The sequence below is a fragment of the Glutamicibacter uratoxydans genome (assembly GCF_006539925.1).
GTDB lineage: Bacteria > Actinomycetota > Actinomycetes > Actinomycetales > Micrococcaceae > Glutamicibacter > Glutamicibacter uratoxydans.
The window spans coordinates 24,011-38,582 of record NZ_BJNY01000017.1; the positions used below are offsets into that span (position 1 = coordinate 24,011).

The following is a 14,572-nucleotide window of genomic DNA, read 5'->3' on the forward strand; positions in this document are numbered from 1 at the left end:
TGATGATTATTTGGTGCCCGGCTGCCCTTCTGGCCGGGTGACATTTGCATGCACCGGGTGCACCTTAGTGGAGTTGTGCGGCTCGATGCGCGGTGCATCCACCGCATCTTCCGGCTCCTGGGTTGTGTGTGAGTGGCTGGTAATGTCCACCGAGCGCGGCGCTCCGTAGCTGACGGGACGGTACTCGCCGAAGTGGTCCGCATCAGCTTCAGCCCAATCCTCGGCCCAGGAGGCCGGAGGATCTTCCAGCAGCTCGTTGGGGCGCAGCCACTGGAACAGCTCCGCGTAGGAGCGGGTTGACTGCAGGTTCACGCGGCGGCGCAGCATCCGGGTGTTGAGCTGTTCTGGCCCGGTAATGCCCATGGAAGCCATCAGCTGTCCGGCTTCGGTCACCGTGAGCTTGTGGTAGTTGTAGACGCGGTGTCCCTTGTCCTCCACATCCAGGGCCCGCGAGAGCCTGGTGTTCTGGGTGGCAACACCTACAGGGCAGTGGTTGGTGTGGCACTGCTGGGCCTGGATGCAGCCGGTGGCCATCATCATGGCACGGGCAGAGAAGCAGAAGTCTGCGCCCTGGATCAGCCTCTTGACGATATCCGAGCCGCTGGCGATCTTTCCTGCAGCGGCCAGCTTCACCTCATGGCGCAGTCCCGCGCCCACGAGGATGGTGTGCACCAACATCAGGCCTTCAGACAGCGGGGTGCCCACATGGTCCTCGTACTCAATAGGCGCTGCTCCGGTGCCTCCTTCGGCGCCGTCAATAGTAATGAAATCAACCAGCGTCCCGGTCTCATGCATTGCCTTGCAGATGGCCATGACATCGGTGCGCGAACCCACGCAGAACTTGATGCCCACCGGCTTGCCGCCGCTGAGCTCGCGCAGGGTGGCAACAAACTTCATCAGCTCGCGAGGGGTGGAGAACTCCGAGTGGCTCGCCGGCGAGATGCAGTCCTGTCCCAGGGGAACATCACGTGCCTCGGCAATCTCAGGGGTGACCTTCGCCGCCGGCAGCACTCCGCCCAGGCCTGGCTTGGCACCCTGCGAGATCTTGATGGTGATGCCCTTGACCTCTTCCCTCCCCGCCTTCAGCGCAAATGTCTGTGGGTCAAAATGGCCGTCGGAGGTGCGACAGCCAAAGTATCCGGAGCCGATTTCCCAGAAGAGATCTCCCCCGTACTCCAGGTGGTACTTGGTCAGCCCGCCTTCTCCGGTTTCTTGCATGAAGTCGCCCATGGCTGCGCCCTTGTTCATGGCCCGCACTGCATTGGCTGAGAGCGCTCCGAAGCTCATGGAGGAAACATTCAACAGCGAGACTTCATAGGGCTGGGTGCATTGGCTTGAACCAATGCGCACCCGGTGCTGGCCTTCCGGCGGCGGCACCGGCGCCGTGGAATGCAGCAGGTATTCGTGGCCCACTACGTTCACATCCCGCTCGGTGCCGAAGGCCTTGTGGCTGTCTGCGCCTTTGGCTCGGGCGTAGATCATTGAGCGGGTGTCGCGGTCAAAAGGCTTGCCGTCGGTATTGCGTTCAATGAAGTACTGCTGGATCTCCGGGCGGATGAACTCGAAGAAGTAGCGGGCATGGCCCACAATCGGGAAGTTGCGCAGAATTGAGTGCCGTTTCTGCGTGAGGTCGTGGATGCCCACTGCCACCAGAAAACCGGTGAGGACTACCAGGATCCACCAGACCCATTCACCCGAGACGCCCGCGAGAACCGCTGTGGTGACGAATCCAATGGCGAGAACTGCCAGAAACGAGAGGACAACTGTACGCATCATGAGGTGAGCCTATCGCCAACTTCGTGCGCTGTCAGGGGTTTGCGCCTTTTCAGTTGCCCGTACAAAGCTAATTCATTGGCAAGATCTTATCCGCCTCGCGCACAGCCATTCGGGAGAACAGCGAGTTCGAGTCTGCCAGCAGGTCCGCTGGCGCACCTGATTCAGCAACCACGCCTTCACGCAGCACTACTACCTGCGCGGCCTCGCCGAGGATAGAAATGCGGTGGCTGATCATCAGCACCGCCATCCCCTGGGCGCAGCGGTTGTTGATCGCTGTGAGCACCAGCTGTTCGCTGGCAGAATCCAAGGCGCTGGTAGATTCATCCAGAATCAGCACCGCCGGGTTTCGAACCAGGGCGCGGGCCAAGGCCAGTCGCTGGCGCTGTCCGCCGGACAACCGCGTGGACCGGTCTCCCAGCTTGGTGTCCAGCCCATCCTTCTGGGCCTTCAGCCACGATTCCAGCCCCAGCTCGGCAAGCACCGACATCAGCTCATCATCACTGACGCCTTCCATTCCCAGCAGCAGGTTCTCACGAATGGTTCCCCGCACCATGACAGCCTCTTGGGACACCAGGATCATTCTGGCGCGCAGCTCTGCCGCGGCAACCTCAGCGACGTCTACCCCGCCAAAGCTCACTTCACCTGTACTCGGGATGGAGCGCACCAGAGCCTGGGCCGCGGTGGACTTGCCCGAACCGCTGTCGCCCACCAAAGCCACGATCTCCCCTGACTTGAGGGTGAAATCCAGTCCTTCAAGAACCGTCACTCCCTGATAGGCGGCGCCAAGATTCCGGACTTCTAGGATTCCCTCGGCAGGCAAAGGCTTGGGCTGCTTTGGATCCTGGACCTGGGGTAGTCCCACAGCCACCGAATACAGACGCTTGGCGCTGGCCAGCGAATCCTGTAGCCCAATAATGAAGCCGTCCACGGTTCGCACCGCTTCAAATGACGGCACTACGATGACCGCCAAGACCAGCAAACCCGTCAGGTCATTGCGGGCAGAGAACATGACCACCAGTGCCAGCAGGCTACCCCAGACCACCACCTGGCTCAGTGCTGCCCGGATGCCGGTGATCTTTCCAGCGCGCAGCGCCTGCGCTTCCACCGGCCTTGCAGCATTGCTGAACCTCGCCTGCATGGCCTTGCCACTGGCATAACCGTGGATAACGTCGATTCCTGCGAGGGTTTCAGACAGAATCTGGTTCTGGATGCCGCGCACCCTAGCCTGCCCGCTGGCTGCAGCGCGCAGGGACTTGACTCCCACCGCGGGGATCACCAGACCAACCACTACGTAGGCAATCAGCAACAGCAGCGCCGGTTCCTGCCCAAAGACCGCCCATGTCCACCAGGTCACCGCGGTGCTGACTAGCACCGCCGCCACTGCCGGCGGAAGCGTGTGGGCGAAGAACACCTCGACCCGGTCCACATCTCGGGTGGCAATGGCCAGTAGGCCGCCAGAGTTCTTGCTTCGGGCATCGAAGGGTGCCTGGTATTCGGCCGCGCTGAAGATCTTGTTGCGCAGCCGCGCCAAGGACAGGAAGGCGACCTTATGCCCTACGTACTGCTCGCCGTAGCGCAGGGCCCCCTTGCACAGTCCCAAGGCCACAATGATCAAGATCAGCCATGTCCAGGACAATCCGGTCAGTGTTTCAAGGCCTGGCAGCCGGATGACCTTGGCAATGCCTGCCGCTGCCAGCAGGTAGATGCCCAGCGAGGCAAAGCGGGTCAGGCAGGAAAGGATGCAGGCAAGGACCAGCGGAGGCAGCAGGTCGGCAGTGCTGCGCAGCAGCCAGCCGATGGTTGCCAGGCTGCCCGGGTCCTGCGCTGGGGAAGTATGTGGATGCTGTTTCACTGCTGCTCCCCCGCGGTTGCGGTGCCGCTCAACTGGTGGGCGCGCGTCTGAAAATCAGCCATAGCGTTCTTCAAATATCCCGGTGTCTCTAGAAGTTCAGCCAGCTGGCCTGATTGGATGATCTGTCCTTCGTCCATGACAATCACCCTGTCGTAGTCGCGAAGGAGTCCAAGACGGTGGGTCACGGTAATGACGGTGACAGAACTGTCCAGAGACCGCAGGGTCTTCAAGACCTCTTCTTCGGTCTGCACATCCAGGGCACTGGATGGTTCGTCGAGCAGCAGCAGCGGCCGGTCCACCAGCAACGCGCGGGCGATGGCCAAACGCTGGGCTTGGCCGCCGGAGAGCCTCGCTCCTGATTCGCCGAGCTTCTCCTCCAAGCGCTCCCCCGGGTTATCGCCCAGCCAAGCGCCTAGGCCTGCTTGCTGCAGTGCATGGATCATCTGCTCGTCGCTGGCTTTGGGAGCCGCCAGCTGCAGGTTCTCCCGCAGCGACAGTGAGAAGAGGATTGCGTTCTGTTCCACCACTGCGCTCTTGCCCTTCAGCGTGGCAGGGCCCATGCCCATGCGCCCGTCGCTGATGGTTCCTTCGCTGGCTTCGAGCTGGCCCTGCAGCACGCGCAGCAAGGTGGTTTTGCCGCTGCCCGAGGCGCCGATGATTGCCGTGCGCGAACCGGCAGGGAAGGTGGCTGAGATCTTGTGCAGGGCGCGGTGCTCGCCGTCGTAGCTGGCGCAGATGTTCTCCAGCACCAGCCCGCGGGCGCGCAGGTCGACATCCAATGGGTTGGCTACCGATTGGTGGAATGGCAGGGATTTGATCTCTGCGATCTTCTGTTCGGCCGCCTTGCCGGTCATGCCAATGTAGAAGAAGCTGCCCACGTAGTTCACTGGAGCAAGCATCAGGAAGCTGAGGATCACCAGGCACACTGCTTCGCCGGTGGTAATGGCGCCGGTGTTCGACCGCCACCAGGCAAGGGCGGCGGCTGTTGAAAGCAGCAGTACGGCGAAGGATGCGTCGATGACCAGCAGCACCAGCTGGTTGCGGGCCAGCAGCTTCATGACTTGTTGGCGCACCCGTTCCGAGGCCGCGGCGATGCGCTGTCCCATCCAGCTGCCGCCGCCGTTGAGCTTAAGCATGCCCAGGGAGCGCAGTGCGTCGAGGAAGGTTGCGGTCAAGATGCCCTGGGCTCGGCGGTAGGCTCCGGAGGATCCGCTGAACAGCTTTTGGAAGCCAATGACAATCACCGGAACCAAGGCAGTGGGAATCAGCAGCAGTCCCGCCGAAACCGGATCAACCACCATCCCAATGAACAGCAGCACCAGCAGCGGGGTGGCCACTGCTGCAATGGCGGGGCCCATGAATGCGCTGCGGTACTTCACCGAGCGGTCCACCATGTCCATGGCGGTGTGCACCAGTTCGCCTTCGCCCACCCGGCGGACCGCCAGCGGTCCTATGGAGAGGTAGTGGTGCATGAGCCTTTCGCGCTGGTGTTTGGTCATGTACCCGCTGGTGCGCGCAATGATGATCGGGATCAGCAGCGCGCACAGCGCGATGGTTGCCAGTTCTCCTGCAGCTCCCCAGTACCAGCCGGCATCCAACGGGGCATTCGCTGCCAGCAGGTCTACCGCCCGACCTGCCAAGACGCTCAGCCCGGCGGCGCTTGCCGCCGACACCAGAGAAAGCACCACCACCAGGGCGGTGGACGCCGAAAATAAACCAAAGACCCTACGCACAGTCTTATCCTAGGCCAGCTGCAACATTGCCCGGCGGATGTCATAGATTGCCGGTATTGATTCCTTTTTGCCACACTTGAACGCATGACACGCCAGGATCCAGCTTCCCGCCCGCAATCAGTGACCTTGCGCTTCCTTGCCGCGCCGACCGACGTAGGCGTTGCAGGAACCGTCTCTGCGGGAACCGTTCTGGAATGGGTGGACAAGGCAGCCTACGCAGCCGCAGTGGGCTGGTCCGCCAGCTACTGCGTGACCGCCTACGTAGGCAACATCCACTTCGAAGATCCAATTCACTCCGGCGACCTGGTAGAGGTTACCGCCTCGGTGGTCTACACCGGCCGCACCTCCATGCACATCCGTACCGAAGTGTCCTTCTCCGATCCACGCGACGGCCGCCGAACCGTCTCCAGCACCTGCCTGGTGATCTTTGTGGCAGTGGATGAAAACGGCAAACCGACCGATGTACCTGAATTCGTGCCAAGCACCCCGCGCCAGATGGAGCTGCACGAGCATGCAATTGCCCGGATCGACATCCGCAACCAGATCGTTGCAGCCATGAAGGACCAGGTCTATTCGGAGCAGGGCACCGCCGAACAGGTTACCCTGCGCTTCCTTGCTGCACCCGCGGATGTGAACTGGGGCGGCAAGGTCCATGGCGGCATTGTCATGAAGTGGATCGACGAGGCCGCCTCCCTGTGCGCCTCGCGCTACTGCGGCCTGGACACCGTGGCAGTCTTCTCTGGCGGCGTGCGCTTCTACCGTCCGCTGTTCATCGGCGACCTGGTCGAGGTCGAAGCCCGTCTGGTCTACACCGGCTCGAAGGGCATGCACATCTCGGTACATGTGCGCTCCGGCAATCCGAAGACCCGCGAAATGCACACCACCACCTACTGCCTGACCGTCATGGTGACCCGCGATGAGACCGGCACCGCCATCCCGGTCAAGCCATGGGTTCCTGTCAGCGAAGAGGACCGCAAGCTCTGGCAGCATGCCCAAGACCTGATTGCCATCCGCGCCAATGCTCCCGGCGGCTACACTCCTACCCACCTTGCCAAGAGTTTTGAAGAAGATTCCGTTGTGGGTGAGTCTGCCCAGTGAGCCAGAAGCCTTTCGTCAAGGTCTGCGGATTGTCCACCGAAACAGACGTAGCAGTTTCCGTTGAACACGGTGCTGACGCTGTCGGATTCGTCCTTACCAAGAGTCCACGCGAAGTCTCTCCGCAGCGAGCCGCCGAGCTGGTGGCAGGCGTTCCGGAAACTGTGGCAACCGTTGCAGTCTTCCGTTCTGAAACGGTGGATCAAGCCATTCAATTAGCCACCGAAGCAAAGGTTGGTTGGATCCAGTTGCATGGCCACCGCACGCCGGAAGATGTTAAAGCGGTCAAGGCAGCGGGATTCCATGCCATCCGTGCTGTGCGCATGGATGCTGATCATTCAGAGTTTGAAGACTGGGGCGAAGACTTCCTGCTCATCGACGCCGCAGTGCCTGGCAGCGGAGAAAGCTGGGACTACAAAGCCGTGCGTGAACTAGCCGCTGGACGGCGCTGGCTGGTTGCCGGCGGGTTGAGCGCGCAGAATGTTGCTGAGGCCCTAGAGGAATCGCAGGCTACCGGAGCGGATGTTTCTTCCGGCGTTGAGAGCTCTCGTGGGGTTAAAGATCCCGAGTTAATTTCCGGCTTCCTCGACGCTTCAAGAGCGGAAACACCGGCAGTCTAATAGAACCATAGTTCAACAACTGGAATGCAGGGGCTGGCGCGATATTTACGTTTCCCCATTGCATTGTTCGAATACCCAAAAATCTACCCGATCCAGTTGTGCGGCGCCGGCTTGCGGCTGCCAGGCAATGCGCCGTTTTCGCGCCAGTCCAGCAGCCACTGCGGAACTACGCGGTCTTTAGGGACTTCAAGTCCAACCGCCTTCATGATTTCTTCGTTTGAGACTGCTCCCTTGCGGGAAGTCATTCGGGTGGCAATATAGGCGCGGGCGTAGATCTCGCCCTTCACCACGATGCGCTGTTCAAAGTAGATGCACTTTTCGTCCATGCCCAGCAGTCGGGTTTCCTGGGAGAACTTCTTTCCCAGCTCCACAGATTTGCGGAAGGTGATTGTTTCGGTCTGAACCACCGGAGTCCACTTGTTCTTGCGCATGACATCCCAGACCCCTGAACGGAACATCAAGTCGAAGCGTCCTAGGTCGAAGATCGAGAAGTACATGCCGTTGTTGATGTGCATGGCAAAGTCGACGTCAGTCAGGGTAGCCCTCATAGTGAGCGATCCGGTGTCGAACATCGACAGGCGTGGTGCCTTTTTGCTCCGCAGGTAAACCATCAGGACTCGAAAGATCATGTGCATACCATCACATTACTATCAAGTAACTTAGTTCTCTAGCCCGCAAAGTCACGGACTAGACCTTCGGCGTAATCCCTGCGATCCACGCTTCATTTCCTCCTTGCCGGTAAAGTCAAAACAAACCATCACCGACTTTCACTGCAAGGAGCAAGGATGCAGCGGCTGACCGCTTTCGTGCACAGGCGGTTGCCTGCATTGCCGCCCAGCGACTGGGAACGCGAATCACCAGCCCACAATGCTCTGCACCGCGACGTTCTGATTGGCTTCAGCTTCCTGGTCTTCGCTCTGCTCAGCTACGAAATGGTTTTGTCAGTCACCGAACAGGACAAGGCAGTGGACCGACTGCCTGCCTACGCCGTGCTCGCTTCTCTCATCCTGCCGCTAATGTTCCGCCGCCGCTGGCCCATCGCCATGATGCTGATCGGCTCCGCCGCGTTCATGATCAGCGGTACGTCCTCTGCCTATACGGTGACCATGCAGCTAACCGCACAGGTCGCCTACTTCTTGTGCCTCTACACCGCGGTGGCTTGGTCGAAGAACCGCAAAGCGCTATGGTCCACCATGAGCATCGTGCTGCTGTCCATGACCGTGTGGATCCTGATCGATTTGTTCACCAGCGATCTGTTAAAGGAAGCAGGCAAGGCAATTGTTGAGAATCCTGCAGGGTTCATTTCCCCGGATACTGCCTTTGCACTCTACACCTTTGCCACCAACGTCCTGTACTTCGGCGGCTCAATTTCTCTTGGGTTGATCAGCTGGTCAAACTCCTACGCCAATGAAGTGGTCAAATCCCAAGCCGAACGAATCGCCGCCCAAGCCGAACAGCTTGCGGACCGCGCGGTCAACGAAGAACGCCTGAGGATCGCCCGCGAACTGCACGACGTCATCGCCCACCACATTGCCTCCGTCGGTGTCCAAGCAGCTGCGGCCCGCATGGTCCAGGACCGCGATCCACAGAAGGCCAGCGAGCTGATGAAAGGCATCGAGACTTCGGCCCGCAGCGCCGTGGGAGAAACCCGGGCCCTGCTCGGAGTGCTGCGCGAACGTGGATCCCAAGTCCTGCCCGAAACTGCCACGGCTGACAGCCGCCACCCGGAACCGTCCATGACGGGGCTGCCCACCCTGCTCTCCGAAAACCAGGCACTGGGCCTGTCGGTAGCCATCTCCCGCTCCGAGCATGCCGAAGGATTCATTGATTCACTGGCTCCGGGCATCTCGCTGGCTTTGTACCGCATCTGCGGCGAAGCACTGGCCAACGTCCGTCGGCATTCAACCGCAAGAACTGCAACGCTGTCGCTGCGCTCAGGCATCGACGAGCAGGGCCCATGGGTTGAAGCCGAGGTCACCGATGAAGGCTCAAGCCGCGCCGACAGCTCCGGAAGCGGCTACGGACTGCGCGGCATCCGGGAGCGGGCCAACCTGCACCACGGCTTTGTTGAAATCGGCCCTCGTGTTCCGCGCGGCTGGCGCACCCGCGCCCGGCTCCGCGTCACCACCGACGCAGCGCATAAGGTTGAATCATGACTTCTATTTCCGTGGTGATCTGCGACGATCAACCGTTGATCGTTTCCTCGCTAGCTTTAATTCTTGAGACAGACCCGCAGATCAAGGTAGTCGCCACCGCATCCAACGGCGCTGACGGCGTGCAGCAGGTTATTGACCATGCACCCACGGTGGCACTCATGGATATCCAGATGCCACAGCTAGACGGCATTGCCGCCACCGCACAGATCACTTCTCAGAGTTCCACCAAGGTGGTGGTGCTGACGACCTTCGACAGGGACGACTATCTCATCGATGCGCTTGATGCGGGAGCCAGCGGGTTCATCCTGAAGAACACCGAACCTGAATTCCTGATCAACGCCATCAAGCAGGTAGCAGCAGGGCACGCATTGCTCTCTCCCGAAATGACCATGAAGCTGATCCGCCACCGCACCGGAAACCTTGAAACAGACTCCGCACCTTCCGGCGAGCGCAGCAAGCTCGATGCCTTGACCGAGCGCGAGCTGCAGGTGCTCACGGAGCTGGCCAAGGGAAAGAACAACCAGGAGATCGCTATGGTGCTGTCCCTGTCCGAGGCGACCGTCAAAACACATCTGTCGAATATCCTGGCGAAGCTTCATTTGCGTGACCGCGTGCAGGCGGTGCTCTTTGCCTACCGTGTGGGGCTCATTCAATAGTTTCATTCTCAAGAGTGAGCCCGGTACCCCACAAGTTTTCTAGGCTGGTATCTATCAGGCAAGCAGGTTCGGGGCTTGTCCCGCACAGTCCAGCTAGAGGGTTCACATGCTAGAGGTACACCACGTCAGTCGTTCTTTTGCACAGCGGCTGGTGCTTGACGACATCAGCTTCATCGTTCCCAGCGGAGCGCTGACCGGATTCGTCGGCGCCAACGGCGCGGGCAAGACCACCACCATGCGCATCATCATGGGCCTGCTCAACGCCAGCTCGGGCCACGTGAGCCTCAACGGCTCCGAGCTGTCCGGCGATACCCGCCCGAACTTCGGATACATGCCCGAGGAGCGCGGCTTGTACCCCAAACAGCCGGTCATCGACCAGCTGCTGTATCTGGGCCAGCTGCACGGGATCACCCGTGCAGAGTCCAGAAAGCGCGCCATGGATCTGCTGGCGCGCTTCGGCCTGGAAGACAGGGCCAAGTCAAAGCTTGAGTCGCTCTCCCTAGGCAACCAGCAGCGCGTGCAGGTGGCTGCTTCCCTGCTGCATGAACCTGATGTGCTGATTCTTGACGAGCCGTTCAGCGGCCTTGATCCGTTGGCTGTTGACGCAATGAGCTCCATCCTTCGCGACTATGCCGCTCGCGGTGTGCCAGTCTTGTTCTCTTCCCACCAGCTGGATCTCTTGGATGTCCTGGTGGACCACCTGGTCATTATCCAAGAGGGGAAGATTCTGGCGAATTCTTCCGCTGATGATCTGCGGGCTTCACAAGCCTCGCGGCACCGCCTCAGCCTGGGCGCAGATGCCGGGTGGCTTCGCGACGAGCCAGGGGTCAGCGTGATTGACCTGTCAGGATCCCAGGCCCTGGTGAATTTCGAGTCTGAGGCTGATTCACAGCGCGTGCTGGCCAAAGCGCTGGGCCTTGGCACCGTGAGCGAGTTTGCCGTCCACCGCCCATCCCTCGCAGATATCTACCGGGAGATCATCTAATGAAAACAATGAATGCTCCATGGCTGGTTGTCGCCCTGCGGGAAGTGGAGACCAAGGTCAAAGACAAGGCCTTTGTCATTTCCACCATCATGACCCTTCTGCTGATTGTCGGCTCCATCGCCGCCTCAACGTTCTTCGCCAACAAGAGCGAAGATTTCAAGGTCGTCGCCACCGACCAGCTCAGCTACCAGGTGCTGCAGAGAGCCCAAGACCAGCGCCCTGAGAACCTGAACCTGACCATCTCTCAGGCTGAGTCTGCCGCGGCCAAGGAAGAGCTCAACGGCGAAAAAGTTGATGCCATGCTGTCCTCGACTGCCAACGGCCAAGAATTCACCCTGACTGGTTTTGACGAGGTGGACCCGCAGCTGCAGGATCTGGTCTCCTCTTCCATGACTACCGTGCTCACAGACCAGCTGTTGGCCAAGGCAGGCATCGATTCTTCCCAGCTGCCCAAGGCGGACCAGCTGAAGGTCTCCCAACTGCAGGGTGATTCGGAGCGTGCCTCCATGGTGCGGGCCATGGCCTTCTTGTTCTCCTTCCTCTTCTACATGGCCGCCTTGCTCTTCGGCATGCCCATTGCCAACTCGGTCATTGAAGAGAAGCAGAACCGTGTTGTAGAGATCCTTGCCAGCACCATCCGCCTGCGCCAGCTGCTGGCAGGAAAGATCATCGGCAACGTCATCCTGGCCATGGTGCAGCTGCTGCTGTTCATCAGCGCCGGCCTGCTGGCTGCCTACCTTGCACCAGGAGAGATTCCATTCCTCGGAGTCGTTGCCCAAGTAGCCGGATGGTTCGTCGTCTTCTTCCTGGGCGGATTCCTTGTCCTGGCCGGCATCTGGGCGGCGCTGGGAGCCCTAGCCACCCGCACCGAGGATCTGCAGCAGTCCACCGGTCCGGTGGTCGGCGCCCTATTGGCGGTGCTGTTCATCGGCATCTACGCCAAGGGCAGCTTCTTGGTCATTGCCTCCTACGTTCCCATCGTCTCTTCGGTAGCCATGCCTATCCGATTGCTGTCCGGCGAGGTCGCGTTGTGGGAACCGCTGCTGTCGCTGGCCATCCTCTTGGCAGCCTGCTGGGCGGTGCTGTTGTTCTCCGAGCGGATCTACCGTCGGGCTGTCATGCACACCGGCGGCACGCTGACGCTGCGCAAGGCGTTGAAGCTGGAAGTTTAAAGGTCTGCGGCGGCTGGGCAACAGAATCTGCACAGCCGTCTTGACTAAGATTTACAAGGTGAGCGAAGAGAAACCCGTCCTGAATCTGTCCGCGCGACACATCATCGTATGGCTGGCAGCCATTGTTGGAATTACCGTCTCCACGCTGATGGCTACCAGCAACTATGTCTTTGACACCAGTGCGCTGTCGGTGGCGGTCCTGTGGGTGGTGCGGATTCTGACGCTTGCAAGCTTCTGGCTGTTGAAGCTGCCCAAGGACGTCAAGATTTTTGGCATCGGCCTGATCGCCCTGTCTCTGGTTCTGGACCTGCTGCTCAAGCTGCCGGTGCTCGGCTCGGTGCAGTACGCCGACTGGTTCCTCGTCTCGGCTCTGGATATCACCGGCACCTATTCCGTCTACTTCACCGTGTGGGGGCTGCTGCTTCCCGTCATCACCATGACCGGGTGGTTCGTCCTGGCACGCCGCAAGCTGGCCGGCTGGATTACCGGGCTTATCCTCACGGTAGCCATGGGATTCCTTGCCTTCAGTGCCGCGAGCTCTGACACCGGGACCTTTACGGTTTTCATGATCTTCGCGGTGGCCCGCTACATTGTCCCGGCAGCCGCTGCAGCACTGGTTGATTTCATTCTCCAGCGCTTCCAGGCTAAATCCGCCACCAACTAAGACAGTACAGTTCAGGCATTTCCCCACATCAAACTGGCATGATGTGGGTATGGACAAATCTGCACAGCTGCCCAAGAGCCGGCACATCTACCGCTCGGCCGGACTGACTGCAGCGGCAGCGGTGATCTTCGGGGTTTCGCTCAGCGGCTGTGCGGCGCTTCAAGACTATTCAGGTGACACCTGCGACGGCCGCCGCCCGGTGAGCACTTTGGAGCAGGCAGGCAAAGATCTGGTCAGTGCCGTCTATGCGAACGACAAGGCTGGGGTTTGCCGAGTCATCAATACTTACGCCGGTGATCGCTTGGACGACAAGATGATCGCCGCAACCAAGGAGATCCTGGTTCACAAGGGCATTACACCCGACAATGTCCGCGTTGTGACCGGTGAGCAGGCCGGTAGCCATATTCCTGCCCAGCTGACTGACGGCAGCGATGATCGTTCGCACTGGATCGATGTCGGAGCGACATCGGTGCGAGGCAATGGCTTCACCATTGATCTTCCGACTGAGGTGTTCCCTCCGGAACTTGTCAATCAGAACGATCCGTCACCGTCGGCATCATTCGGTGACCCCGAGAGCTAATCGGCACGGTCAGTCTTCACTGACCAAAGCGCAGATTCGTCGCCGACGAATGCCCAGCCGCTACCAGCGTCCATCAAGGATGTATGTGTTCGTCGATCGATGATGGCGGACCGTGAAGAGCATTATCAGTCGGCAGATTTCAGCAGGCGCAGCCCTGCCGAAAATGACAGCTTCACTCCGGTGCGCTGAGCGATTTCTTCACGGATGATGCGCACCTTGTCCAAGGTTCCCTTTGGCTGGAATTCGCGTGCACCCTGCGGAGCATCTGGCGAGACTGCATAGTCCAGTACGGTGCGGCTGATACCCAGGTTCCGCAGCAGCTCGCGCAATTGCGGGATGCCCACGTCAGTCTGGAGCGCACGCTGCAGCTCGGCGGCGGCCCGCGGGTTGCCTGTGGCTTCCCCGAAGTCTGCGAAGGTTTCATCGACCAGGTCGAACCAGTCGTTCCACAGGGTCTGCAGCCGCTGCGCTGCGGGGCTGCCTGCAGGGAAGGAAACCAGCGGGGCCATCGTGTCGCTGAATTCGAAGTCCTGGCGCTGTCCACGGGAAAAGACCGCCGCATTGATGTCGCCGAATTCCGGGATCAGCCCCACGATGATTCCTGCGTCCTGAGGGAAGCTGAACCGGTGGTAGCGCCGTTCCCCCTCATAGCGGATGAAGCCGCATCCGTCGGCTTCCCAAAATTTCCAGCGGGCTCCCTTGTCCTTGGCCGCCGCGATCACCATATGTTCGGGGCGCAGCGAAGCCCCGGCAAAAACCGCCCAGTCCTGGTAGCTGTAGTCGGTGTCGGCCTGTGGCAGAGGCAGCCCGAGAAGGCACTCTTCATTGAAGAACGCCACCGCCGGATTAATGGCGGACAGCATCTGGGCATCGACCGCCTGGTCAAAGGGACGGGAGGAAACAGTTCCTTGGGCATCGGCAACAAACACGGCGCCTTCCTCGGGACCCGCAAGGATCAGCTGCACCGAGGTGCTGTTGCTCTGGTAGTTCGGGCCCTCGACAATTCCCACCAGCCCCAGCGGTGCGAACACCTGCTGGACCCTTTGGGCAGCATCCGGGACCCTGCCGGTGAATGCCAGTGAAAGTTCGTTGTACTCAAAATCGGAAGCTGACACGCGAATCCTTCTGCTGGCTCTGCTGCTGGTAGTTGATGCTGGGGCAGCATCTGCTGCAGCCATCTTATGGCACTGGTGATTACACAGTCTTATCGTCTCGGGCACCAAGAAAACCGCGCCCGGCGGGAACTTATTTCGAAGAAGTCCCTGCCGGGCGCGGCCTGTCTT

General features: G+C 60.3%; 13 protein-coding genes. 8 read left to right on the forward strand and 5 right to left on the reverse strand.

Annotated elements, in window-relative coordinates; all coding sequences use genetic code 11:
• Window positions 1–6: 6 nt before the first annotated feature.
• From AUR04nite_RS13885 to AUR04nite_RS13895, 3 genes are all read right to left on the reverse strand, one after another.
• Window positions 7–1,776, reverse strand: a complete 1,770-nt coding sequence (locus AUR04nite_RS13885) for an FMN-binding glutamate synthase family protein (protein WP_141366120.1) — start codon at window positions 1,774–1,776, stop codon at window positions 7–9.
• A gap of 67 nt (window positions 1,777–1,843) precedes the next feature.
• Complete coding sequence (locus tag AUR04nite_RS13890; protein ID WP_141366122.1) at window positions 1,844–3,628, reverse strand: amino acid ABC transporter ATP-binding/permease protein; 1,785 nt, start codon at window positions 3,626–3,628, stop codon at window positions 1,844–1,846.
• On the reverse strand, window positions 3,625–5,361 hold the full coding sequence (locus tag AUR04nite_RS13895; RefSeq protein WP_141366124.1) for an ABC transporter ATP-binding protein/permease: 1,737 nt from the start codon (window positions 5,359–5,361) through the stop codon (window positions 3,625–3,627). The genes AUR04nite_RS13890 and AUR04nite_RS13895 overlap by 4 nt, the downstream gene beginning before the upstream one ends.
• Window positions 5,362–5,445: 84 nt before the next feature.
• Here AUR04nite_RS13895 and AUR04nite_RS13900 point away from each other — a divergent pair, with 84 nt between their 5' ends.
• Together AUR04nite_RS13900 and AUR04nite_RS13905 are read left to right on the forward strand one after the other, a co-directional pair.
• Complete coding sequence (locus AUR04nite_RS13900) at window positions 5,446–6,459, forward strand: acyl-CoA thioesterase (protein ID WP_141366126.1); 1,014 nt, start codon at window positions 5,446–5,448, stop codon at window positions 6,457–6,459.
• Window positions 6,456–7,076, forward strand: a complete 621-nt coding sequence (locus AUR04nite_RS13905) for a phosphoribosylanthranilate isomerase (RefSeq protein ID WP_141366128.1) — start codon at window positions 6,456–6,458, stop codon at window positions 7,074–7,076. Before AUR04nite_RS13900 ends, AUR04nite_RS13905 begins: the two co-directional genes overlap by 4 nt.
• An 83-nt stretch (window positions 7,077–7,159) precedes the next feature.
• On the opposite strand, the gene AUR04nite_RS13910 is transcribed toward AUR04nite_RS13905, so the two are convergent.
• Window positions 7,160–7,705, reverse strand: coding sequence for an acyl-CoA thioesterase (locus AUR04nite_RS13910; RefSeq protein ID WP_141366131.1), 546 nt, complete (start codon window positions 7,703–7,705; stop codon window positions 7,160–7,162).
• A gap of 156 nt (window positions 7,706–7,861) precedes the next feature.
• On the opposite strand from AUR04nite_RS13910, the gene AUR04nite_RS13915 reads away from it, so the two are divergent.
• From AUR04nite_RS13915 to AUR04nite_RS13940, 6 genes are all read left to right on the forward strand, one after another.
• Window positions 7,862–9,232, forward strand: a complete 1,371-nt coding sequence (locus tag AUR04nite_RS13915) for a sensor histidine kinase (protein ID WP_141366134.1) — start codon at window positions 7,862–7,864, stop codon at window positions 9,230–9,232.
• Window positions 9,229–9,888, forward strand: a complete 660-nt coding sequence (locus AUR04nite_RS13920; RefSeq protein WP_141366137.1) for a response regulator — start codon at window positions 9,229–9,231, stop codon at window positions 9,886–9,888. The genes AUR04nite_RS13915 and AUR04nite_RS13920 overlap by 4 nt, the downstream gene beginning before the upstream one ends.
• Before the next feature lie 106 nt (window positions 9,889–9,994).
• Window positions 9,995–10,873: an ABC transporter ATP-binding protein gene (locus tag AUR04nite_RS13925; protein ID WP_141366139.1), complete on the forward strand. Its 879-nt coding sequence runs from the start codon at window positions 9,995–9,997 to the stop codon at window positions 10,871–10,873.
• A complete protein-coding gene (locus AUR04nite_RS13930) occupies window positions 10,873–12,045 on the forward strand; it encodes an ABC transporter permease (protein WP_141366142.1) in 1,173 nt (390 codons plus the stop codon). Before AUR04nite_RS13925 ends, AUR04nite_RS13930 begins: the two co-directional genes overlap by 1 nt.
• A 58-nt stretch (window positions 12,046–12,103) precedes the next feature.
• Window positions 12,104–12,709 (forward strand): hypothetical protein, encoded by a 606-nt coding sequence (locus AUR04nite_RS13935; protein WP_141366144.1) that lies wholly within the window; start codon window positions 12,104–12,106, stop codon window positions 12,707–12,709.
• A gap of 49 nt (window positions 12,710–12,758) precedes the next feature.
• On the forward strand, window positions 12,759–13,289 hold the full coding sequence (locus tag AUR04nite_RS13940) for a hypothetical protein (RefSeq protein WP_141366147.1): 531 nt from the start codon (window positions 12,759–12,761) through the stop codon (window positions 13,287–13,289).
• Window positions 13,290–13,414: 125 nt separating this feature from the next.
• Here the strand turns inward: AUR04nite_RS13940 and AUR04nite_RS13945 are convergent, their stop codons facing one another.
• The gene (locus AUR04nite_RS13945; protein ID WP_141366149.1) at window positions 13,415–14,404 is read right to left on the reverse strand and encodes a hypothetical protein; all 990 of its coding nucleotides are present in this window, start codon (window positions 14,402–14,404) and stop codon (window positions 13,415–13,417) included.
• Between the last annotated feature and the right edge of the window lie 168 nt (window positions 14,405–14,572).